21 protein-coding genes and 1 pseudogene are annotated in these 23,558 nt (G+C 60.1%); 8 read left to right on the forward strand and 14 right to left on the reverse strand.

What is annotated here, in order from left to right:
- Nucleotides 1–288: 288 nt before the first annotated feature.
- From LFL96_RS35870 to LFL96_RS35895, 6 genes are all read right to left on the reverse strand, one after another.
- Nucleotides 289–1,023 carry a hypothetical protein gene (locus tag LFL96_RS35870; RefSeq protein ID WP_281003969.1) on the reverse strand — a complete coding sequence of 245 codons (735 nt, stop codon included), beginning with the start codon at nt 1,021–1,023 and terminating at the stop codon, nt 289–291.
- Nucleotides 1,024–1,072: 49 nt separating this feature from the next.
- Nucleotides 1,073–1,414: a hypothetical protein gene (locus tag LFL96_RS35875; protein WP_281003970.1), complete on the reverse strand. Its 342-nt coding sequence runs from the start codon at nt 1,412–1,414 to the stop codon at nt 1,073–1,075.
- Nucleotides 1,415–1,555: 141 nt separating this feature from the next.
- Complete coding sequence (locus LFL96_RS35880) at nt 1,556–2,911, reverse strand: ATP-binding protein (protein WP_281003971.1); 1,356 nt, start codon at nt 2,909–2,911, stop codon at nt 1,556–1,558.
- Nucleotides 2,912–3,061: 150 nt separating this feature from the next.
- Nucleotides 3,062–3,715, reverse strand: coding sequence for a response regulator transcription factor (locus LFL96_RS35885; RefSeq protein WP_281003972.1), 654 nt, complete (start codon nt 3,713–3,715; stop codon nt 3,062–3,064).
- Complete coding sequence (locus LFL96_RS35890; protein ID WP_281003973.1) at nt 3,712–4,413, reverse strand: response regulator transcription factor; 702 nt, start codon at nt 4,411–4,413, stop codon at nt 3,712–3,714. Before LFL96_RS35890 ends, LFL96_RS35885 begins: the two co-directional genes overlap by 4 nt.
- A gap of 7 nt (nt 4,414–4,420) precedes the next feature.
- Nucleotides 4,421–5,239: a MipA/OmpV family protein gene (locus LFL96_RS35895; protein WP_281003974.1), complete on the reverse strand. Its 819-nt coding sequence runs from the start codon at nt 5,237–5,239 to the stop codon at nt 4,421–4,423.
- Between the two features lie 236 nt (nt 5,240–5,475).
- Between LFL96_RS35895 and LFL96_RS35900 the strand changes: the two genes are divergently transcribed.
- Nucleotides 5,476–5,991: a hypothetical protein gene (locus LFL96_RS35900; protein WP_281003975.1), complete on the forward strand. Its 516-nt coding sequence runs from the start codon at nt 5,476–5,478 to the stop codon at nt 5,989–5,991.
- Nucleotides 5,992–6,344: 353 nt separating this feature from the next.
- Here the strand turns inward: LFL96_RS35900 and LFL96_RS37105 are convergent, their stop codons facing one another.
- The 7 genes from LFL96_RS37105 to LFL96_RS35940 form a co-directional block, all read right to left on the reverse strand.
- Nucleotides 6,345–6,866, reverse strand: a complete 522-nt coding sequence (locus LFL96_RS37105; protein WP_348638452.1) for a DUF2867 domain-containing protein — start codon at nt 6,864–6,866, stop codon at nt 6,345–6,347.
- Between the two features lie 247 nt (nt 6,867–7,113).
- Complete coding sequence (locus LFL96_RS35915; RefSeq protein WP_281003976.1) at nt 7,114–7,347, reverse strand: hypothetical protein; 234 nt, start codon at nt 7,345–7,347, stop codon at nt 7,114–7,116.
- A 599-nt stretch (nt 7,348–7,946) separates the two neighbouring features.
- Complete coding sequence (locus LFL96_RS35920; protein WP_281003977.1) at nt 7,947–10,928, reverse strand: Tn3 family transposase; 2,982 nt, start codon at nt 10,926–10,928, stop codon at nt 7,947–7,949.
- Nucleotides 10,925–12,604 carry a site-specific integrase gene (locus tag LFL96_RS35925; RefSeq protein ID WP_281004364.1) on the reverse strand — a complete coding sequence of 560 codons (1,680 nt, stop codon included), beginning with the start codon at nt 12,602–12,604 and terminating at the stop codon, nt 10,925–10,927. Before LFL96_RS35925 ends, LFL96_RS35920 begins: the two co-directional genes overlap by 4 nt.
- 142 nt (nt 12,605–12,746) lie before the next feature.
- Nucleotides 12,747–13,484: a transporter substrate-binding domain-containing protein gene (locus tag LFL96_RS35930; RefSeq protein ID WP_281003978.1), complete on the reverse strand. Its 738-nt coding sequence runs from the start codon at nt 13,482–13,484 to the stop codon at nt 12,747–12,749.
- A 49-nt stretch (nt 13,485–13,533) separates the two neighbouring features.
- Nucleotides 13,534–15,069: an MFS transporter gene (locus tag LFL96_RS35935; RefSeq protein ID WP_281003979.1), complete on the reverse strand. Its 1,536-nt coding sequence runs from the start codon at nt 15,067–15,069 to the stop codon at nt 13,534–13,536.
- Nucleotides 15,035–16,426 (reverse strand): dihydroorotase family protein, encoded by a 1,392-nt coding sequence (locus tag LFL96_RS35940; protein WP_281003980.1) that lies wholly within the window; start codon nt 16,424–16,426, stop codon nt 15,035–15,037. Before LFL96_RS35940 ends, LFL96_RS35935 begins: the two co-directional genes overlap by 35 nt.
- A 119-nt stretch (nt 16,427–16,545) precedes the next feature.
- Here LFL96_RS35940 and LFL96_RS35945 point away from each other — a divergent pair, with 119 nt between their 5' ends.
- The 5 genes and pseudogenes from LFL96_RS35945 (at nt 16,546) to LFL96_RS35965 (ending at nt 19,530) form a co-directional block, all read left to right on the forward strand.
- Nucleotides 16,546–17,322, forward strand: coding sequence for a GntR family transcriptional regulator (locus LFL96_RS35945; protein ID WP_281003981.1), 777 nt, complete (start codon nt 16,546–16,548; stop codon nt 17,320–17,322).
- Nucleotides 17,323–17,374: 52 nt separating this feature from the next.
- Nucleotides 17,375–17,656 carry a hypothetical protein gene (locus LFL96_RS35950; RefSeq protein ID WP_281003982.1) on the forward strand — a complete coding sequence of 94 codons (282 nt, stop codon included), beginning with the start codon at nt 17,375–17,377 and terminating at the stop codon, nt 17,654–17,656.
- 11 nt (nt 17,657–17,667) lie between these two features.
- A complete protein-coding gene (locus LFL96_RS35955) occupies nt 17,668–18,633 on the forward strand; it encodes a GTP-binding protein (protein WP_281003983.1) in 966 nt (321 codons plus the stop codon).
- A 127-nt stretch (nt 18,634–18,760) separates the two neighbouring features.
- Nucleotides 18,761–19,030, forward strand: a pseudogene (locus LFL96_RS35960) (site-specific integrase); the annotation flags it as partial.
- 59 nt (nt 19,031–19,089) lie between these two features.
- Entirely contained in the window at nt 19,090–19,530 is a 441-nt protein-coding gene (locus tag LFL96_RS35965) for a hypothetical protein (protein ID WP_281003984.1), read from the forward strand.
- Nucleotides 19,531–19,764: 234 nt separating this feature from the next.
- Here LFL96_RS35965 and LFL96_RS35970 read toward each other — a convergent pair whose 3' ends face one another.
- Entirely contained in the window at nt 19,765–21,123 is a 1,359-nt protein-coding gene (locus tag LFL96_RS35970) for a TolC family protein (protein ID WP_348638453.1), read from the reverse strand.
- A gap of 287 nt (nt 21,124–21,410) precedes the next feature.
- Between LFL96_RS35970 and LFL96_RS35975 the strand changes: the two genes are divergently transcribed.
- Nucleotides 21,411–22,088: a heavy metal response regulator transcription factor gene (locus LFL96_RS35975; RefSeq protein ID WP_281003985.1), complete on the forward strand. Its 678-nt coding sequence runs from the start codon at nt 21,411–21,413 to the stop codon at nt 22,086–22,088.
- Entirely contained in the window at nt 22,088–23,548 is a 1,461-nt protein-coding gene (locus LFL96_RS35980) for a heavy metal sensor histidine kinase (RefSeq protein ID WP_281003986.1), read from the forward strand. Before LFL96_RS35975 ends, LFL96_RS35980 begins: the two co-directional genes overlap by 1 nt.
- Nucleotides 23,549–23,558: the final 10 nt, after the last annotated feature.

Consider the following 23,558-nt stretch of genomic DNA (forward strand, 5'->3'; position numbering starts at 1 on the left):
TAGTCGCTTTCCATATGCGGGACCAGCGCGAAGCGTTCCATTGCTTACGGTCACTATCTATAAATTAAGGCGACATCGTGAGCGGCAACAAGCAACTTCCGAAGTTGAAGCGAGGCGAGGCCTAAGAACCGTAATCGCACCACGAACGACATTGCATGATGCAAGCGCTCTCACCACGACGCACATGGCGTGACGCTTAGCCCCAGTGTCATCGTGGGCGAGCCGACGTAATCGCTGTGCGGGTGCCAAGGGCGCGTCCTCCCGTATCCCATGAGCGCCGGGTTTTTGCTACGCTCCGGCGTTTTTTACAACGCCGCGCTGATGCGCGCGCCACACGAGTAAAACAACGCTAAGCGCCACCGCGGTCGCCGCTATACTGGCCACCAGCGACAGAAGATACGCAGAAATATCGCCCACGGTAGTGCCCCACCAGCGAACCGACACTAAGGCCGTCCAATAGCTTGCGACACCGGTAGCGCCGACGCGCGAGTGGACTGCCAACACTGCGAGCACGACGAGCGTCGCCATCGCCGCGGAAACTGGCACGCCGGTCTGAACCGGCCCAAATGCGTGGCCTAGGCCGTCCGCTATGACCGTACCAAGCGTGCCTGCTGCGAGCATTGTAAACCAGTAGAGGGCGCCGGTAGATGGTAGCGAGCCGCTCTGCGATCGTGGTTCCGAGTCGCGATCGAGTGCCACCGCCGCGACCAGGATCAGCGCCAATATCACTGTCGTGCAGGTATAGGTGAGATGTGCAACACCCACCGCGATATCGGCCATGTTAGTTGCAGTGGCGCGGACGATCAGTACCGCTGCCCAGTAGAACAGTTCGAGGCCCGCGGACATCGCGCGTTCCGCGACGAGCAGCAAGACAAACAGCACCGCCAGTATTGCCAAGCTCGCACCTGCCTCCAGCCTCAGAACATCCATGAAGATGTCGCCAAGATTTGCACCGCACATGCTTGCTATGGCCATGGCCAGCCAATATCGCGGCCCGACAAAAGGAATTGCTTTGAACAGCACTGGAGCCTCCAATCAATGAGAAAATCAAGCGGCCCGAGAAAAAAGCGCTTTAATCTACGCAGCGCATTCCCCGCAGTTCGAGATGTAGCTGGACCAGCCACGCCAGTCGGCAGTCGCCGGCAATTTGGACGGCATGTTCAGGCGAACGTCGGCGCTCGAGCTTGCCGGCGCGGAACGCGCGGCGGAACGCCGTATGCGCGAGCGCTCTTATCAGCATCATCACGACCATAGCGGTGGCACACGTTACTGCCTGCCACGGCCACTGCGATCCGGTGTCCGCAAGCGCGCCGGATGCTTCGGAAATTGCCAAGCAGGGAACCGACACGATGCAAATCGAGACGGAAAGAAGCACAACATGCGCGCGGACGGCAATCAGGGTGGAGGCATTCATGTTTTTGTCGCTGCGGAAGCAATTGGCGGGTGCCGGCAGTGCCGCCTCCCCGCCCGGCTCGGGAAGGCAGACGTCGAACAGAGAAAATGATGAGACGGGAGGGCTTGCCCGGCACTTACCGCGACGCCATAATGGCGCTGGTCAAAAACGCAACATGAACGAGGTGCCGGAGGCCAGCGAACTGACTGTAAGGTGCCACTCGTGCGCGACCGCGATTTCCTTGCAGATGGCGAGTCCGAGACCGGCGCCGTCATGCTTCGCATCCGGCGCGCGCCAGAAGCGTTTGAATAGGAACGGAAGGTATTCTTTCTTGATTCCGGGCCCCTCGTCGCGCACGTCGATAGATACGCTGTCGACCAGCACGGACACGGTGCTGTGTGCAGGCGTGACGTTGATCGCGTTTTCCATGATGTTCTTTAACAGCACGAAAAGCGCGCTGCGGTCTGCCCAGATCGGCGGGACGGCGTTCCCCGAGTAGAGTCGCAACCTGACCTGCCGCGCATCCGCTTTGCGTGAAAGATAATCGATCACATCCTGCGCAACATCCACTGTGTTCACCTCGCCGAAGGTGAAGTTCTGCGATTCGCTCACTTCGGCGAGGTGCAGAAGCTGTCGAACCTGACGCGCCATCTGGTCAATGTCACGCAACAGCCGGTCTTTTGCCAGGATGTCGGGCTGCATTTCGATTTCGCCGCGAATCAGCGTCAGGGGTGTCTGCAATTCATGCGCTGCCGAAGCGAGGAATTGCTGCTGGACGGCGAAGCCGTTTTCGAGCCGCTCCAATGCCGCGTTGAAGGCGTCAATCAGAGGTGCAATTTCGCTTGGAATGCCATCGATCGACAAGCGGGTTTTCAGATTGCGCGGCGAAATCAACGCGGCCGCACGCGAAGCTTCTCGCAGTGGCCTCATCACGCGGTACACGGTGACCGTTAGGGTCAGCGCGAAGGTCACCATCGCGATGAAGATTGTGATCTTGACGATAGCTGGTATTGGTTTGATTTTGTCGCCGATGATGGCGGCAATAAAACGCGCGCTCGTCGCGGTCTGCACGTAATAGTTCTGCGAGCCGTGGGAAACCTGCAGCGTCATCACGTCGAACGGCTCCCCGCCAAGCACGACTCGTTGAGCCCTGCCGGAACACTTCGGCATATCGAGGTCGCCCCACGCAACGTCTTGCTGGCCGTTCTGCGACCAGAGCAGCGGCGTGCCGGCGCTGTCCAGAACGCGATAGCGTAATTCGGAAGTTACGACGTGGAAAAGCCACGCGGTCTCGCCCGTCAGGCGTACGGATTCGGGTCTTCCTGCCGCGTCGAAGATCAGACCGTTCGCGACTTCCGAAATGTGCTCCATCTGCTCATGGCGTCCGAGCAGCGCTTCGGGATAGTCATTGAATGCAACCATCGCGACCGTTGCCACCAGGCTCAGCGTGACGGCCAGCGCGGCGACGGCGGTAATCCATAAACGAGCGGACATACTACGAACAATGTGATTGAACATAGGTCAAACGCCTAGTCGAAGCACGGGGGACATGGACCGGACAGCTGATTGTGACGGCAACGTGCGTTGGGCCATCACGTCCCTGTCCGAATTAAGCAGTGCCGTTTCCCGAAGGGAAGAAGGCGTAACCTTCCGAACGGATGGTTCGAATCATTTTTGGCTGCGCGGCGTCGACCTCCATGCGGCGGCGGAGCCGATGCACCCAGAGGTCCCCACGGAGGTAGGGGAGAGCGGCCTGTCGGGACGTATGCGTTGTGCAATGAATTCGCGCGACATAACGCGCTCCGAAGCGCTCGCGAACAGGTTCAGCATCGCGTATTCGGCTTCAAGAAGTGAAACCTGCTGGCCCGAAAAGGTAAGGCTGCGGGATACAAAACACAGTTCGAACCTGCCGAAGTGAAACGGCGGGCGGTTCCCGGGATTCTGCAGCGGATCAGGATAGGCCCGCGCAATCACCCGGCGTATCTTCACTAGCAGCTCCAACGGGTTGTGGGGAAATGAAACGATGTCGTCGGCACCTGATGCGAGCGCGCGCACACGTTGGGGCCCGTCGTCTTGACCGCCGAGCATGACCACCGGGACGTCATAGTTCGCCTCGCGCAGTGCTCTGAGCGCGGCGAGTTCACCGCCGACGAAATCCCCCGCCTTCATTACGATTGTTGCGGGAAGCTCAACGCCAAGCCGCTCCAGAAGCTTCGACGGTCCGTAAAGAACCGCGACATCGAAACCGTTCGGTTGCAGGCAGGCTCGCAATGCGTCACGGCAATCTGGGTCATCATGCACAACCAAGATATGAGGTTTCATCGCTCGCCTTCGTTTATCGCTGTCGTGTCGTTCTGAAGGTTGAAACCCATGCCGCGGATATTAACGATTCGCGTTCGTGCGCCGGCGGCGGCGAGTTTCTTGCGCAGACGATGCACGGTGACCTCTAGCGCATTGGGTGTGACCGCTTCCCCGAGTCCCCATGCCGCATGTTCGAGCGCCGCGTGGCGGACGGTGTTGCCGTTGGACCGAACCAGCGTCAGGACGATCTGGAACTCTGCAGGCGCCAGCTGCAACGATCGCTCGCCGCACCGAAGCATGCGATGCTGTGGATCAACGGTGATGTCGCCGAAGGATGCGCTCAGGTCGGTCAGCGCGCGAGGGCGCCGCATAAGTGTTCGCACGCGTGCAACCAGCTCGCTCATCGCGAACGGCTTGGTCACGTAGTCGTCGGCGCCGCTCTCGAGACCGTCTACCCGGTCGTGCAGCGCGTCGCGCGCTGTCAACATAAGACAAGGCGTGGTTTGCCCGGCCGCGCGCAGATTGCGCAGAAAGGTCAGTCCGTCGCCGTCGGGCAAGCCGCGATCGACGACCAGCACCGAATACTCGGCCCGACCGACACCGTACCATGCTCCAGAAATGTTGTTGAATACGTCGGTTGCGATTCCTGACGACGACAACGCCTGCCGGATCATCTCCGCCAGACGTCCGTTATCTTCTATAAGTGCGACCCGCGACATAACGTGATTACCGGAATTGGTACAAGTAGCCGACCTTTACTTGCGGAACATAGCGTTTCCCGACTAGCGGACTGTCGGTCGTGCCGGTGCCCAGATGGGAAACACCAATGTCAAATAGCAAGCCTTGATGAGCGGTCAAACGGTAGTCGACGCGCGCGCCCATCGATTCGTTCCAGGTAGACTTTCCATTGTAAGCGGGACGCCCAGCGCGTACCTCGGAGGGTCGCACGCCATAATAGTAATCGACGTACTTGCTGCTGAGCCATTGGATCCCGGCATGAGGCGCGAACGTGAATTCGCCGTATTCGAATTCCTTGAAGAAGCCAATTTCGGCCTGCTGCCCTTTATTCCCGCCTGCAAGGAAGTCGCTCGATAAGGTGCCGTACGCCGTGTGCCACGACAGCGACGGGCCATACCAGAACGCTCCGTTGCGGTCCTGCATCCCGTTCAAAATCGGGGCATCGGAGCCCTTATAGCCGTCGCCCACCGCGTAGCTCGCGCGCAGCGCTACATTAACGCCAGCCCATTTGCCGACTTTTAGATCCAGCGCGGTGCCGAAGGCGTGCACCCATTTGTTGTCAAAGTAGAAGAGGGGAATCGGGGTGAATTTGGTTCCATAGTTCTTGTAAGGCGCGGCTTCAAATCCGGCTCCGGCGCCGAGCCCCCAGTGCGTGACGTTAGTCGCGTTATTGAGGATTGTCACTCCCGAATCGTCCGCATCAGGCAGCTCCGGACGATCTACACCGGCCCACACCGTTCCCGAGTACAGAACGGCCGACGCGACGGTCAGGAGGAACGGATGCTTGCACAGGGTTCTCGTGTTCACTTTTGGTCCCAAAAATAGAGAGTTGAAGCGGACTCGACTTTAGGGCTGACAGACTTACCGCGTACTTACCGCAAACAGTCATGCAGACTGCGCGGCGCAGTTTCTCCTGCTACATGATGCGCGCCAGTTAAACCAGATGCCTTGATGCGGAACGCTCGACATGGGGGTACACGACGGAAACGACAAAGAGACCTCACGAGGCACAGGTTAGCGATTGTTGGTTCACGGCAAAAGCGGTGGGTCGGCGTAAGCTTGCGTCGGCGGCGAAGCAGGGCGGCACCGGCCGCAGGCGCAGTAGTGGCCACGGTCGTCATCACGATTCCACATGGATCGCACAGCGCCTGCAGAAAAGCGCCATTCCCGAATTCCGCCGGAGTGGGATCGACCAGATCAACTTTGCCAATCTTCGCGTATTCGTGTCATTCCTCAACGAAGCCGCCATTCCGATCACGCGATGCCGTGTCGCGATCAGTCCGGCAACGAGCGCCGGCCCGATCAAACCGGTTGCGCACGTCGCAAAGACAAATATCGTGATTGCGGCCGTCCTTCTGACGGTGCTCGCGGGCATCTTTCGTAATGTTCACGGCGCTCACGCGCGTGCCGGCACCTTCCTTGAAAGGCGTCGAAGCGGTCGACCTCATTGCGTTGCTGAGGCACGCGCACCGCGCCCGGTCTGCCGTAATTATCGATGTGGGAAGCGGGTGGGGCGGTGGTCGTTGCGGTCGCACGCGCATTTCGCCAAGCGACGGTAAAATCGATCGAGATATCGCTCTCTCGGAATCCGTTTTACCATCTGCGGAAGTCTGGACTGCGGAACATGTTGATCCTATGGGACAACTCCCATTGCGGTAAACTTCGCAGCGCCTATGCGATCGTTTGCTATCCGATGCCGTCGGGCTCGGCGGGGTTTGCGATGGCTCGACTGGGACTTGAAGCCGAGCGCTGCCGTCGTCTCCCGATACATCGCTGTTTCAGGAACGGGACGCGCGGCGGTGTTTGTCGGAAGCAGGTCCCGTTTGTTTCGCGCCGTACTTCTAGCCCGCCTACCATTGGGTGGTCGGCAAGTATGAGTGTCTGGCGGCGCATCACCGCGGCACCGACGCCTTTATCCGCTTAGGCGGGCCATCCGCTTTTCTGTGCATGACGAAGCGAGCGTCGCACGACCATGCGGTGGAACGGCCCGATCAACGCGATAGAAGCGCGACCGAGCAGGCGATTGTAGAAAACGAGCGTTTACGATCACCAGGTGAGGGCGTCCATCTGATGGTGGCTGTACGAGCACTGACACGCGGAAATTCAGATGCGTATCGTCCTCCCCTAGCACAATTTCATTCGGATATCGCCCAAATACCCGGAAAATGTTTATCCTGTCGTCGCCTTCGGCCCTGAGATCCGCGGCGCGCTTCAGACCAAACGGCCGTACCAGGAAATCACGTAATACCAGTAGTGCCGCAATCCATTCGGGCTGATGGTCGAAGATGTGTCGCGCGATAAACTCCGCGTCGTGGGACGCGGCCTCTTGCAGATCGACCGAAAATGCGTCGGCAAATTCGGCTCGGCCGTAAGACGGCATCAGTTGTGAGGCCGGAGGCAAGCCAGCCTGTTCGATCTTCGCGTCTGTGTGCATATTCAATCACCGAGATGACATTCCGCCAACTCACTGCGGTTTGGTCAGGGAGATTTCGCCATGGCCTGTTCGCCAAGCAACCAATATCTCCCCTGACGCTCTTTTACACCCAATGATGCACGAGTGTAGACTCTGCCGGAAGCCCGTTGGGCGGGCGAACGACACTTGCGTCACCGGGCATCCTCAGCCGAATCGTCATTGCGGTAGACGCACACTGTTAGATGACCTATCTCTGCTGTGTTGGCCTTTAGGCGTGGCGCAGTGGCGGCAGCACCGTGCCGATAAAAAGCACCGCCGTGATTGCCATGATCACCGAGATGACCGTGTCGACGGCGGTTTGAAAGTTGAAGCGGGACTGTCGGCCACGGGCTGCCTGAATGAAAATGCAAAGCAACTCGACGGCGGCTCCGATCAGCGATAAGCAAGTTGTGCCGCCCACGAGCGGCGACGACGGTCGATCCGGACGCGCATAGCCGAGCATCCACGATGCAGTCTACAGGTAGATGCCGATCGAGACTGCGAACCTGGTCGGTTTCAATGCGACTGATTCTCCCTGTAGCAGTCGATGGTCTTGCAGGCTCCAAGCAACGCCCAACTGCACTAGGGCAAGTAAAAAGAGCCCGGCCGTCATCCAAGGTCGGTTGGTTAAGCGGCCCAACTGTCAGGATCCACAGTGTCACCACGATCTTGCGCACAGACACGGCTATCGCCTGTGCGGTGAAGGCGTCGCCTATCGCGTCGAGCCCGTGGCCGGTTAAGCGTGCTGGTCGTGCTACGGTGTATCGCCCTTCGGCAAGCGCGCAAGGCAAGCAGTCAGCTTGGTGACCTGACGATGCCATTGAGATTGGCGAGAATATCGGTTTTGGGAGGAAATATGCTGTATGAACTGGCAACCCTATCCTGCTCACTTTTGGAGCAGGACGTCGTTTCCGCTGCTGCACATCGCTGGTCGTCTGATCCTGACGCGGAGGGCCAAATCCTCGGGGCGTGGCGCACTGAGATCGGTGAACTTGCAAAAATTGTGGTGTTGCGCGGCTTGAGGGGCGGCCGGGATTCGTAAAAAATCCGCCACATCTCGATCTAAGCTGCTGATTTAAATGCGAAATCAATGGTTGGATCGAGTGGCGGAACGGATCGCTGGAGATCCAGCAGATAGTCGCCGAGCCGATTGATGTGCTCCCGCCGGTACGGCGACAGCACTTTGAGCACCTCGGCGTCGATCGGATGCCCCTTCTGCTGCAACTCCTTCAGTTTGCGCGACATCCACTGCACGTTGTACAGGATCACCATGTTCGCGACGAGGTGGTTGTACTTGATCACTTTGCGCTGCTCGTGCCGGACGTTTTCGGCGATGACGCCTTCGCCGCCGAACATCAACCACTGCGCGAAGTCATTGAACTGCTCGCTCTTGTTGGTCGCCGCGTGAATCGTGCGGCGCAACTCCGGGTCATTGAGATATTTCAGCAGGAACAGTGTCCGGATCACACGCCCGAGTTCCCGAAACGCAAAGTACAGCTTGTTCTTCGTGCTCTCCGAGCCGAGGCGACGCAGTATTGTCGACGGCGTCATCTTGCCCGCCTTGATCGATACCGCGACGCGCATCATGTCAGGATAGTGTCGCTCGATCAGCGTCCAGTCGATGGTCTGGCGACAAAGGCTGTCGATGTGCTCATACTTGCGACGCTTGTCGGCCTTGTACAGCACGAGGTCCTTGATGTTGCGCATGCGCGGCATCAGGTTGATGCCCGTCACGTAGGACAGGCCGAACACCGGACCGCTCTGCGCCTGCGTATCGCCGTGGATCGTGTCGGGCTTGATGTCGGCACCGTTCTGGATCAGTCCGTCAAGGATATAGACGGCTTCGTGAACGCCACACGGGATGAAGTGGCTGAACAGCGCGATGTACATGTCGGACACGTGGTAGTAGCCGATCCCGCCGTATCCGCCATAGCGGACGTGATACTCGGACAGCAGGTTCTGCTCGTACAGGCTCCATTTGGTGCCGTCCGCCGGCGCACGCTTGCCACTGCCCCAGTATTTCGGCAACGCGAACTGGTTGTACGCGTTGATCACTTTCACGTTCGCCTTGTCGAGCCGCTCCTCGGTGACATGTTTCAGGTTCAGCCAGGCGACCTGCTTGCGGCTGAGCCCTTTCACCGAGCGCGCCGTCTGGCTTGGGCCGAGATTGCAGCCGTAGCAGAACAGCGTGGTGATGAAGCGCTTGCGCGGATCGTCGACCTTCGCGTCGAACCCGGACAGCGGGCCGAACAGTTTATGCAGGTCCAGCCACTGCTCGGTTTCGGTGAGGAGATCCAGGATGCTGATCTGCGGCATCGATGCCGTGATCGCCTGATCGATCAGCGTCCGGTTCGGTGGTTCGGGCTCCTTGTCCGGTTTGTGAATGACGAGTTCCTGATCGACGAACTCGATGCTGTCGTTCGCCGGGAAGTTCGCATCGGTCTCGTCGAGCGCCGCGTTCAGACGGTCCCGCAGATCCTTCGTGAAGCTCTTGCCGTTCGTGGGCAGCCCCACGATCTCGCAATAGCGCGGCAGCTCACGCCTGAATTCCTCGTCGGAGACCTGGTGCATGCGGTAGTCGTCGAAGCGATCGCTGCCCTCGACGTAGAGATCGCCGGAATTCAGCTCGCGCATGATCTGGCTGAAGACGCCCAGTTCAAAGAACCGACGATGCAGCATACGGCTGTCCCGACCGTGCGGGAATACCGCACGCATCCACTTATCCGGTAGCCAGTCCAGCGGCAGGTTTGCGAGGTCGTTCTCCGTGAGCAGCAGGTATTCGCGGTGGGCGTTCCGGGAGCCCTGCAGCCAGGCGAGTGCGACCAGTACCGCGCGGTCCTGCGAACTCGATCGCAACGGCAGCACGTCCAGGCACTGGAACAGCAGTGAGCGCTGGTTCCGGTACGGCACGAGCATGAACGGCAGGTCGAACTGGCCGGCATAGGCGATGTGCTCGTTGCATTGTGCAAGCGCTGCGGATGGGTCGCCGAGCGCCTCGCGGATTTTCGGCAACCGTTGGCGTTCTGATACCCCTTCATCCTGAAGGATCTGCAGGACGTCCCGGAACTGTCCGACCAGTCCCTCCAGCACGCCGGTGTGTTCGAGTTGATATTTTTGAAGCCGGACCTTCGCGTAGGTCTCGAACTTGCGCATGACCTTGATGAAGATCTCGGCGACATCGTCAAGTGCCTTCTGCAACTGCGCCTGGATGAAGAGTACCGCGAGCGCATGACGCTTCGCTACCTTGAGCGAACGCAGTTCCGCGACATTGAGCGCCCGTGCTTCAGTGACTAGCTGTGCCCGCTTGCTGACGGACAGGATCGCGGGCGGTGCCGGCAAGCCTTCCGCCAGTTTCCTGATCCCGTTGATATGTTTGAGGAAGCTCGCGATCGCCCGCGCAGCTGGCCTCTTCGGCTCCTGCTTCAGATCGTCCCAGCACGACTTGCCGGCCTTGATGACGAGGACCCCATCGATCCTTTCGATCATGGCCGCGTCCAGTGCACCGGAGATCGTCGTCCAGATCGTTTCATTGAGGTCGTTGCGCGCCTGCGTGGCGATGCGCTGAAGCGTCGACAGTGGCGGTAGTTCGTAACGGCGGCGGACCAGTTCCTCGACCAGCACGTTGATGATGTCGGGCAGCTCGACTTTGGTCCTTGCCTCCCCCGACGCGAGATCGGCGAGCCACACCGTCTCGTCCGCGTCGAACGGCTGGATGTCGAGCCAGGCGCGCAGCAGCTTCTGGTGCCGGATGCGAGTTCCGGATATGTCGTACCGCGCGATCGCCGTCCGGGGCAACGCCCGGGCTCGCATCGCGGTCCGGATGTGATCGATGATGACCGGCGGCACGTCCGAGAGCATCGGGAAGTAGCCGAGACGCTGCAGCAGTTTCAACTGGACCATGATCAGCATGGCGGTAGCTTCCTGCCGGGATTGCCGGCGCACAAAGCGGATTTCCGCGGTGCTCGGCGTGAACGCAGCTTTCAGCTCCGCCGCGCCCGGCTCGGCAGGCAGCACCGGATAGATGGTCTCGTGGACGGTGCTCATGCCGGCGGCCGTCGCGCAAAAATCCGCTCGATCTGCCGGGTCCGCTGGACTTCGTCGTCGTCCAGGTAGATCGAGGTGGTCGTGATTGACGCGTGACGCAGGTTATCGCGCACGGTGGTAAGCGTCGCGCCGTTGGCAAGTGCGTGTGTCGCGTGCGTATGGCGCATCCAGTGCGGGGTCGCGCGCCGCAGCTTGCCGGCGAGCGCCGGGTGGTCCGCCTCGATGGCGTCGGCGGCGGCATGGAAGAACCGGCGCAGCACCTCCCTCAGGCGCGGCGTGGTGATGCCGCCGGGCGCATCGAGATGGCCAAGCAGCGACGTGTCCGGCTGCCAGCGGGCTGAGGTTACCGGTAGTCCACGCTGAACGAGATATTGGTCCAGCGCGTGCGTTGCCAGCGGCGGCAACACCACCTTGCCGGCCTTCGCGCCCTTGCCGGTGAGATGCAGCCAACGCTCGCCGCGCGCGCCGGTTTCGATGCCGCCGAGCGTGACGCCGACCAGCTCGCCCGCGCGCAGGCCGGTCGCGTATCCAAAGTCGAGCACGAAGCGCAGACGCTGCGCGGCCGGTACCGTCCAGCCGTGCGACCATTCGAGCCCGTCGGCAATGGTCCGGATCAGTTCCCACTCGCCCGCCGTAAAGGCCCGCGAGATGTCCAGTTCACCGTTGCGCTGCGCCCCGCGCACCTTGAGACCCGCGAACGAATTCGCCAGGACGTAGCGCTGCTCGATCAGCCAGCGGAACATCGCACCGAGCACAGACAGTGCGTAGGCGATTGAATCTGGCGACAGCGCGCCCGTGAACGGACGCCACTCGGGCGATGATCGCGGCCGCGCCGGCGCGACCCAGCGGGCACGCGGCGTTGGATGGCGTAGGAAGGCGCGATAGGCGGTCGCATCCTCGCTCGTGAGCGAGGACAACGCCTTGCCGCGCTCGACGATGGCCCAGAGCATCAGGCGCTCGGCCTCCCTGCGATAGGCGCGTCGTGTTTCAGCGGCTTCGTGCCGTTCGAGCCAGGCGCTGATCGCCTGATAGTCATTATCGGCCTCGAGCGCGCACATTCGCTTCGGCGCGCGGAAAGTGCCGCGCGACCCATCGACTTCATGTGGTACGTGAATGCTTTCCCACGGCACCACGGGGTCTGGCGTCGCCACCACGACCAGTGCGCGAGCCCGCTCGGTGAGCGCCGGATGAGCGGCAAAGAAGCCTTCGATCCGGCGAGCGCTTCGTTCACCGAGTCCGGGAATCGCAAGCCACCACTGCCGGCGACGGGGAATGCGCATGGTCAGATCGGCCAGCGTCCGGATGCCGTGCCGATGCAGCACCGGGACAACGCGAGGCGGCAGCCAGGCATCGACTGGATCGCTCACCTGCGGGTGCGGGACCGGCAGCGACGGCAGCATGTCCAACGCCCGGGTCGCCGCCTTGCGGTTACGGCTCCGTTCGCCGGCCGCACACTGGAACGGCCGGGCCAGATCGGCGCGGTGACGGTTGAGGGCGAAATCGGCGATCTGCCGGCGAATGCAGCCAATCACGCCACGCGCCGAATGGCCCCCTTCGAGCGCCTGCGGGCAATAGCGCTCGACTGCCTCGCGCGAGTCGACGCCCGCGTACCACGCGCGCAGCGCGGACAGGGACGGGGTGTCGGGAAGGGAGGGTGGTGGCGGAACGTTCGGCATCGAAAGATTATAGGCAGCGGGATGAAGGTAGCGTGACGACTGGGTGAGACGCGTTTCGTAAAACACCAGTTTTGTCGAAAAATACAACCCTATCGATAATAGGGGTTAGCGATAGGGCCACATCTTTCTCACGTACCACCCCCTAGTACTTCGCGGATTGGCTTATGATCGCGCCGTCAATCTCCGTATGCGTGAGGCCGTACCTTTCCATGCGGGCACGGTGGTCGGCTGAACCGAGATACTCGATAAGTCGCTTGTTCACAGCCTTAATAAGGTCGTGATTGGACTTATTGAACGAGAATGCGCCGATAGGAACACGTCCGTCTCCGCCGTTGTTGTGCGCGACCGCTTCCAAGGCTGCGTTATCCGCACTTTCTGCAAGGACACGATTGCCGACAGCGGTGCTGGCGTATGCATCGATCATTCCAGCGCGAAGGGCGCTTATTGCATCCGGCTGGTCTTTGAACAGGACGATCTGGCGATCGAGCACGCCCGCCGACTTCGCGGATTCAAACTGCACTTGCCCCGCAATGATTCCAAGCCGCGCATCGCTCCGCGCCGCTACTGCCTCGTAACTCGTAAGCACTTTCGGATTACCGCAATGCAGCAGGAATCCATCGCCTATCGACCAGACCGGTACACTGAACGCAACACGTTGTGCACGTTCAGGGGTCACGAACAAGGGCACGTTCATGTCCCAGCGGCCTTCCTGTATACCGGGCAAAAGTTCGTCGAACGAGGTCAGGTGATGATGTATGGTGGATACACCGATAGCCCGAAGCACTACGTCAGCTAATTCGATGTCCGCACCCATCGCAGCTTGATCTCGGCCGGTCCAGCCGAAAGGTGGTTCCTCGATGTATGCGATTGTGATTTTCATCGTTGCGCCCAAGGTTTTGGGGCGGCCATCTCGGCCACCCGCTTGAAAGTTAACTAGATGCATCTTCCAGCGATCGCCCTTTCGTCGACGGCCCGACGATCGCGACGACCATTGCTGCGATCAGCAGGACCACATCGCTGATCACGAACACGAACAGCTTGCCTTTCAGTACAGCGAACACGCCAAAGACGAGCAGCAGGATAATGGCGCCCGCTCGCCCCCATGCCGAGGCGAGCCCCATTCCGGTTGCGCGGATCTCGGTCGGATAGAGCTCTGGCGTATAGCTGTAGATCGCGGTGGAACCTAACGCCAGACAGAAAGCCATTAGCCCGCCAAAGGTCATCAACGCGGTCGAGGTTGTTGAGAGTCCGAACAGCGTTCCAAAGATCGCGGTGCCGATGAACGCGATTACCGCCGTCGGCTTGCGGTCGAGCCAATCGACGATATAGCCGCCCAGCACGTAGCCGGGAATGACTGACGCGTAAATCGCGATCGAAAACTGGAAAGATTTGACGATAGTGAAGCCTTCCATCGCAAGCAGCGTCGGCACAAACGTCATGAACGTATAGAGCACGCCATATTCCGCGAACCACGCGAGCCACATTATCAAGGTCAGCTTCAGGTAACGCGGGCCCAGCAGATCGCGAGCCGTGTAGGTGCGGGCTGGCGTAGCCTGCGCGGCCGGCTTCGCGGCCGCAACGTTCGTCGTGCCGGCGTTCAGCTTTCGCCCGACGCGCTGCTCGATCGACGCAAGCGCCGCTTCGGCTTCGGGCGCACGTCCGTTGCGAAGCAGCCAGCGCGGCGATTCCGGCAAGCCGGAACGCATCAAACCGACGACAATCGCAAAAGGCAGCGTCAAAAACAATGCGGCGCGCCATCCCAAGCTCGGAATGATGTTAAGCGCCCAAATGGGGGAGAACGCGATGCCGAGCGCAAAAAAGCCCATCATCAAGCCGCCAAGCTTGCCGCGCACGCGCGTCGGCCACAGTTCCGCCAGATAAGGCGGAACGATCGAGCTTTCCGCGCCGACGAACAGCCAGGTGAAGAAGTTCAGCGCAGCGAAATTCCATATGTTGTCGACCAAACCGCGCGATGCGGAGAACAGCGAATACAGCACGAGTGTCAGTATGATCATGCGCTTGCGGCCGTATCGGTCCGCCGCGAATCCAGCCACTGCCGAGCCGACCAGGTACCCGGCCAGCCCGATTGCGGAGACGACACCGATCGTCGCGGCGCTGAAGCCCCACAACGGACGCAAAGTTGCGAGCACGAAGCCCGTGATCACCGTGTCGAGCGTATCGAAGAACAGCGACAACGCCGCGACGATCAGCACGGTGAAGTGGAATCGCGATACAGGCAACTGGTCAAGACGGGCCGCGATCTGCTGCTGCGTGAGCAGCGACGGATGCTTCACCGCCGTATCGGTGGCAAACGTTGCGGCGGGTGACGGCTGCGTCGGCTGGGCCGACGAAGAAGGTGTGGTCATCATGCTGGCCTCTCGAGCGCCGGCTTCGCGCCTGCGCATAGGACTGTTTATCGGTTCACTGCGCTCAGGCGGCACCAATGCCAGGATGGAATTGCCCATATCCAGGCTTGCCGACGATCTCGCCGTGGTCCATCACCGTGCTGCCGCGCACGATGGTGTAGACCGGCATGCCTTTGGTTGTCACGCCTTCCCACGCGGTATAGCCCGCTCGGGTGTGCATATCGGCGGCCCGGAAGGTGTTTTCCGCTTTCATATCGACGATGGTGAAGTCGGCGTCCGCCCCCACCTGAATGCGTCCTTTCTTCGGGTACTGCCCGAAGCGTTTCGCAGGCGCTTCGGCACAGAGCTTCGCCACGTCCCGCAGATCCAGCTTTCCTTGATTGACGGCGTTGAGCACGAGCGGAATGAATTCCTGCGCGCCCGTCACGCCGAGCGGAACGGAAAAGGCGTCTTGCCATCCCGGTGTGATTTCTTCGAGCGTATGAGGCGCGTGCTCGCCGACCAGCATGTCCGCCGTGCCGTCGCGCACGGCCTGCCAGTTTTCTTCGGGCGCATAGGCCCATGCATAGGTGCCGGGCCCGACTTTCTCGGCCTGCTCGCGTGTCATGAACAGCGTCGCGGATTCCATCTCGCCCGAGATATCGACGCCCTGGCTTTTCGCAAAGCGCACGAGATCGTTCGCGGCCGGCGGCATCACTCCCATGTGCAGTACATGCAGGCGCACGCCTGTCAGGCGTGCGTAGTACGTCGAGGCCGCGAGTCCGGCCGCCATGCCGTGGCCATACATGTAGCCGCGCTCGTAGGCTTCCATGTAGTCGCGATTGCTCGTTTTGCCTGCGTTGATGTAGTCGCGAAACGTCAGGCGTTTGCACCATTCGCTGTCGTCGTGATGCACCGCGCAAAGCAGGCCGGTATCGGCAACGGCTTCATAAAGCTCGTGCAGGATGCCGTGATCGACCACGCCCAGCTCCGAGATGTACGGGTACACCTCCTTCACGTGGCGCGTATTGAACACCTTGATTCCGATCGCGCCGGCCTTCGCGAGCGCGTCTATCGTCTTCGGATACAGGCCCCCGCCGTACAACGCGTAGTCCACCAGCGCTTTCGGCGCGATCGTCGAGCGCTTCAGCTCGAATGATTCGAGCGTCGTCGGATGCGGATCGTTATTCGTCATGTCGATGCAGAACGTGATTCCACCGGCCGCCGCCGCTGTGGTGCCTGATCTGAAGTCTTCCTTGTATGTGTGTCCGGGCTCGCGGAAATGGCAGTGGACATGCCAGAGCCCCGGCAGCACATCGAGCCCCTTCGCATCGATCACCTTCGCGGTATCGGGCGGGCTGCCCGCAACGGTTAGCCCCACTATCTTTCCGTTCGCCACGCACACGTTCTGCTGTGTGCTGCCTTCCGGCGTATGCACCGTCCCATTTGCGATCACCAGATCGACCTGTTGACTCATTCCGCTCTCCGCATTAAAAATACACAATAAATACACATAGGATTTTTGGTGTATAAAATGTTTGTGTCAAGCGGGGGCTTTCGCTAAACTCATGGGCAGACAGTCATGGTCTTTCACTGATGAACAGAAAGAAGTCGCCTGCCGTCGAGCAGGCCAAAGCAGTCAAGGGATCGGGCGCGAGCAAGGCGTATCACCTGCTGCGCAGTCGTATCGTGTCTCTGGAGATGCCGCCTGGTGAGGACATCGACGAGCAGGCGCTGGTGGAGGAATTCGGGATTTCCCGCACCCCGCTCAGGGAGGCAATGATCCGGCTCGCGGCCGAGGGGCTGATCTCGCTGCTGCCCAATCGCGGCGCACGGGTCGCGTCTATGGACATCCCGCAGTTGCGGGAACACCTGGAGGCGTTCGAACTGGCGCAGCGCGCCACGACGCGTCTCGCCGCGCTAAGGCGTTCCACGGCTGATCTAAAGCGTATCGAGGATCTAGTCGCGGCGTTCGAGGAGGCCCACGCGAACAACGATGTGAACGGCATGATCGACGGAAACTGGGAGCTGCATCTCGCAATCGGCAATGCGTGCGGCAATCGCGTCCTCGCCAAGATCTACGCGAATTTGCTGACAGAAAATCTTCGCGTCGCCCGTCTCGCGATGAGCTACGAGACTTTCCCGACCGCCGAAGCCAGGCGTTCGCATCTGGACAACATACTGAGAGAACACCGGGACATTCTCGACGCGATCAGAAATCAGGATGCGGATCGTGCCGAAGACCTTGCGTGCTCGCATACCGGCCTTGCACGCAAACGGGTGACCGAATACATCTCGCAGAGCGCGGTGGGCGGCCTCTCAATCAGTCCTCGTTCAACGCACGCTCTCAACGGAACGCTCAACGATGTGTGAAGTGTGTGCAGTTTTTGGAGTCGGCCAGCACTGGGCCGACTCGGCTGACCCGATGGGTTTGCACAACGTAGCGGCTGGCATTCTTGAAAACCGCGCTGAACGCGCGAAGCGATTGCAACTGATCAACCGCATCCTGCGGCCGGCCGGCCTCGCCGCGAGCGACTGGGATGGCGAGTCTTTCAGCGTTGAAGACACACAAGGGCGCCGCCAGATCGCACCCGATCTCTCTGCGCTCTGGCGCGTCGCTGAAAAGCTCGGCAAGGTTCACATCGACCCTCTTGACGCGGGCTTCTTGCCTGCCACTTCACCATGGTCAGACTCGTACCGCGCCTAGAACTGAATGTCGTGACCGGCTTCCTCGGCAGCGGCAAGACGACACTGCTGAAGCGCTATCTGCAGCAGCAGGCTGTCGGTTCAACGCTCGTCATCATCAACGAATTCGGCCGCGAATCCATTGACGACCGCATCACGCTTCATCTGAAGTCCGAGATCGAAACAATCGCCGACGGGTGTCTATGCTGCACGGTGCTCGGTCAGTTGCAGCAGACGCTGCTGCACATCCTGACGCGGCGCGCGCGCGGGGAGCTGCCTGAACTGCAGCGGATCATCGTCGAGACCAGCGGACTGGCCGATCCTACGCCTATCCTGGGCACGGTTCTGTCGGACGAGAATCTCCACGAGTACATCAAGGTCGGCCCGTGCGTGACAGCATTCGACGCGCTCGAAGGCCTCCAGACGCTCAAAGAGTTCGCCGAAGCCGCTCCGCAACTCGCTGCCGCAGATCGAGTGATCGTGACCAAGACCGACCTTGCAGATAGCGCGGACATCGAAACAGTGATAACGGCGATCCGCGACGTCAATCCAGCATGCGATGTCACGCTGAACGACGTGCCGGACACAATCTTCGCACCCATCGAAAGTGTCGAAATCGTCAACAGCCCGCTTCGTGCGGCGAACACATCCGTGCATTTGCACACTGGCTCGGTGCGCAGCTTTTCCACCGTGCTCGACCGATCAGTCGATTGGGCGACGTTTTCCGTGTGGCTCACCGCGCTGCTCAATCGACACGGTGACCATATCCTGCGATTCAAGTCTGTACTGGCCGTGCGTTCCGCAGGTAAGCTGGTGGTTCAGGGCGTGCGGCATCGTGTGTATCCGCCGTCCCACTTGCCTGCCGAAGACAATGAAGACAACGTTTCGCGGCTCGTCTTCATTTCCAACGGCATCAACGACCAAATAATTCTCGACTCCCTCAAGCGCTTTACTGCAGCAACGTCCACGTTCAACGGGCTTTCCTGGCCAGCTTTGTAGCCGTATCAACGGCCACATCTTAGTAAGCTAATCATTCGGACCAAAAGGTCCAATTTGATAATTAAATCATTAGGTTAGGTCGAGATGTGGCGGATTTTTTGCGAATCCCGGCCGCCCCTCCAGACGGCTCTGGCGCGTGCTGCGACGGTTCTTCGTGCTGGTGGCCGATGCAATCCAGGATGATCGGCCGGCGATCGCCGAAAAGCTGCGCCGCGCGAGCCCGCACTGGATGCGCCACACGCATGCGTCGCACGCGCTGGCCCGAGGCGCCGAATTGATCATGGTGCGCGATAATCTGCGCCATTCGTCGATCTCGACAACGTCGACCTATCTGCATAGCGACGAAGTACAGCGAGCACGGCAGTTCGATCAGGCATTCGGGGTGCGTAAGACCTGAAGCATAAGCGCACCGACCGTGAACCGGCCAAATGAGACAGGCTTGGGAACGAACGAAAAATGGGCTACGCGATTCGAACGTTTCTGATCACGCCGGACGACGGCATCCGAAAGATCGGAGTGACGCGTTACTGGAACATGCTCGGTGCTCCGGACAGTCATCGCCTGCCGGAGTTTGCAGATCAGCGTGTACACCTCGCAAACCTGACCATTGAACTGGTGGACCGCAAGCCTGTGCAAGTAATCAATCGAGATTTTGTGATTGTCACTTTTGATGCGCAGGGCCGTCTCAATGTCGATCAGATCAAGCAGCGCGGTAGCTCGCTGTTTGAAGTCTTCATGGCCTCCAACCTGGGCCGTAACGACAAGGAGGGCACTGCGAAGGTTGTCGATGCGACGGCCCGCTGTACCGTACAAGGCAGTCGATGGACGCCAACACCCGCCTTGATCCAGGCCCTTGACGAGGCAGCACTGGGATTGCGACGGTGTCCTGGCATTTAGGCGGCCAGGCAATTATGGCGATCTAAATATAAGCCGAGCGCATTTCATAACTTCAAGGCTTATGATAGAAAATTGCGCTTACCTTGTTCATCCCCCGATACGACCGGTTTGTCCGTGCTGCCTGCGTTGTCGGTGGAAGCTGCGGAGTCCGCTGGGTGGCAACCGGCCGTCAGCGCCATGCAGGCGGCGACCAGCGCGAGGCCGGCGAGGCTTTTGGGTCGTATAGGGGAAGCGTTAATTTGCATGGGTATCGTTCGGGGTCCGGGCGGCGATGAAGGCATCGTGGATCACGCTGCCGAGCAACGCCTGCATGGCGACATGTTGCTCGGCAAGCGACTCGCGTAGCGTGGCAATGTCGATCTGTCTGGATAGCGCGGCAGTCTGCGCGTCCGTGTAGGCGGTAAGTGTGATGTCGTGTTCAGCGTAGGCTTGGGCGGCGTGCGTGGCGGCGGCATCCGTATCGGGCAAAGTCGCCTCGGTTTGTTTCAGTTGACGCGCGAGGATTGCGCTGTCGGCGCGCAGGCGCGCTACGTCCGCATAGGCCTGATTGAGCCGCATCTGATATTCGTCGCGTAAGCGCTGCCGCGTCGCTTTTTCGATTGCGACGTTGCCCTGGTTACGGTTGAAAATCGGCAAACTCAGATTGATCTGGAAGCCGCTGGTGTAGATATTGGATGTGTCGCGCGCGCGCACGAAACCGACCGAAAGACTGGGAAACTGGCTCAGAATCGCCGCGCGATATTTCTGCTCCTGTGCCTCATAGCCAGCCTGCAAGGCGATCAGGTCGGGACGCCGGTGCGCAAGCCCGCTCAAGGCCGCATCGATCGCCGCATCGGTTGCCTCGGGAAGAGCATCGCTGTCGCCGGGTTGCATCTGAAGCTGGACTTCTACCTCCTGCGCCAGACCGAGAAGTGCGTTCAGGTCATGATGGGTCTGCCCGGCCGCGCGCTGAGCATCGAACAACTGCCTGCGCGCGTCGATGTAAGCAAGCTGCGCGGCGCCAAGCGTATCGTCACCCAGATTGCCGTCGCGGCGAGCCTCGGTCATTCGCTCGTAGCGCGTTCGCGTGAGTTCGAGTTGCTGCTGTAACAGCGGCAATGTGTGCTGCTGAAAGCGTGTCTTGATGAATAGTTGCCGAGCCTGCGCGACAGTTTGCCACTCCTGCCACAACAGACCTAAATCGGTTTTGGCGGCCGTTGCGTCGGCGGATTGCTTGTTCGCGCTGCGCAGGACGATCGCCATTACATCGATGCTCAAACCGTAATTGAACGCGCGTGTAGTACCGGCGGCGCCGGGATAGTCGCTCGATATGCTCACCTGCGGGTCGGGCAACAGACCCGCGGAATAGGCCTGCGCGCGCGCAATGCCGAGGTCGTCGCGAATCAGTTTGAGATCGGGATTGTTGGCGACGGCAAGCATCGCGACTTCGTCGATGTCGAGTCCATCACGTGGATCGAAACGGTGCGAGGCCAGCTCGGGTAGCGGCATCGCCGATGAATCTATACAGATGCGCCCAAGCGAGCGGGTAGAGGTCGACGTATCGGCCGGTGTGAGTGGATCACGGTGATACCAGCTGCAGCCGGTCATCAGCATCGCGACTACTATTGCCAGGACACGCAGGCGAAAAACCGTCGCGGTCAGTGAAACAGGAAAAGAAACTAACAAAGTCCGGCTCCCCAGCGGAAAGGCGCGATAGCCATCGGTAACTGCAAAAATAGCGACCGATTCTGCTGCGGGGATGCTTAGCTAACGCTTAACCTGCGCCGGGTGCCGTATTGAACGTTTGCAGGAGTCTTCTCGGAGTCGCATAAGGAATCGTTAAGCTAACGAACAGGAGAATGCGCGTCTAAAGGGTTGCCGCGCAACAGGAAGGAGGAGCCGTGCGTCTGCTAGTTGTCGAAGACGAACCGAAAACAGCGGCTTATTTGAAAAAAGGGCTGGAGGAATCCGGCTATTCGGTCGACGTCGCCAACGATGGGCTACAAGGCCTGGTCCTCGCTCAGGAAAAAGAGTATGACGTCATCGTACTCGACGTCATGTTGCCGGGACTGGACGGCTGGTCCGTCGTCAAGGCGCTTCGCCGTACGCGCGCAACGCCGGTCCTGTTCCTGACTGCGCGCGACGACGTAGACGACCGTGTTCGAGGGCTGGAATCAGGCGCGGACGATTATCTGGTCAAACCGTTTGCATTCGTCGAGATGCTGGCGCGAGTGAGAACGCTCGCACGGCGCGGGCCGCCTCGCGAAAGTGAACTGATCAAAATCGGCGATCTGGAAATGGACGTCAATCGCCGGCGAGTCAAGCGCGGAGGAGCCCGCGTCGACCTCACACCGCGCGAGTTTTCTCTGCTTCAGCTATTGGCGCGCCGTCACGGCGAAGTGCTAAGCCGCACGCAGATCGCTTCCTACGTCTGGGACATGAATTTCGATAGCGACACGAATGTTGTCGAGGTCGCGATTCGCCGGCTGCGCACCAAGATAGACGACGAATACTCCAGCAAGCTGATTCATACGGTACGGGGTGTCGGCTACGTGCTTGAATTGAAGGAAACGGTTTGATGCAACGCCGTTCGCTCGCTGTAACCCTCGCCATCGCGTTCGGTTTTACGACATTGACAGTTTTCGTCCTCGTCGGCACTTATCTTTATCTGGCGCTCGACCGGCAGATAAAACTGCAGGATAACCTCGATATCGTACTTGCCGCACGGCATGCGCGGCGGCTCGGCGAAGAGCTGGACGCGGCGAGAAATATTCCTGAACATCGCGACCGGCTCGACAGCACCGTGCTTGGCAACGATGTGATGTCGTTGCAGGTGTTTGGCCCCGACGGAATGCGGTTATTCGAGCACAACGCAACGGGAACATTGTCTGCACAGACGGGTAATTCCGTTGCGACGCTTCCGCCGCTGCCTCACGTAGCGGCCGCGGCGCGTATCGACGAATCTGATATCGGAGAGTGGAAGGGGCGCGGTGGCGCCCCAGTCCGCGGGGTACTGACGGATTTCCGGTTGCGGAATGGGGAGGTCGCCACCGTGCTGGTCGCGCGAAACATGAACGACCGCGAGGTGTTGTTCGATAGCTATCGTGACAAGCTGCAAGTGGCCGGCATGGCCGGGGTTTTACTCGCGATTCTTTTGAGTTACCTGCTGATTCGGGCGGCGTTGCGGCCACTGCGCGACATCGCGGCGAGCGCGAGCCTCGTAACGGTTAACCGGCTGAATACGCGGATTGTGACCAATCGCGTACCGAGCGAGCTGGAGGCGCTGGTGTTGGCATTGAATGCCATGTTCGACCGCGTCGAACTGGGTTTCCAACGACTGTCACGCTTTAGCGCCGACCTTGCGCACGATATGCGCACACCACTGAGCAACATGCGTGGTGCAGCCGAAGTTGCGCTCGCTAGGGCGCGCTCGGTCGAGGAATATGAAACTGTGCTCGCCTCGAATCTGGAAGAATGCGACCGGTTGTCGAACATGATCGAAAACGTGTTGTTCCTCGCGCGTGCCGAGCATCCTCAGTTCATTAAACATATGCGCGAGTTCGACGCTGGGCAGGAATTGAGCCGCATCGCCGACTATTTCGAAGGCGTCGCCGGAGAGGCTGATGTTGCAATACGTGTGAACGGCAACGCGTGCCTCATGGCCGATCGCGAATTATTCCAGCGAGCCGTCAGCAATCTACTGGTCAATGCAATCCGCTACACCCCTCGAGGTGGAGAGATTGCGCTGGAAGTCGTGGAAACCGGCGCCGAAGTGCAGGTCATCGTGTCGAATGAGGGAACGCCTATCAGCAGTGAACATCTCGAACGGATTTTCGACCGGTTTTATCGTGTCGATCCGTCACGAAGCGCGCTCCCATCAATGGGATTGATGGCCGGATCGACGGGGGCGACTGGGCTAGGTCTCGCCATTGTGAAGACGATCATGGAATTGCATGGCGGGTCCGTGTGCGCCGAAAGCGACGCACACGCCACGCGTTTTACGTTGGCGTTCCAGCCGGTTTGCCGTTCGGTCCGGTAGTGGTTCGCGA

It is taken from the genome of Paraburkholderia sp. D15 (genome assembly GCF_029910215.1).
In the GTDB taxonomy this organism is placed as follows: domain Bacteria; phylum Pseudomonadota; class Gammaproteobacteria; order Burkholderiales; family Burkholderiaceae; genus Paraburkholderia.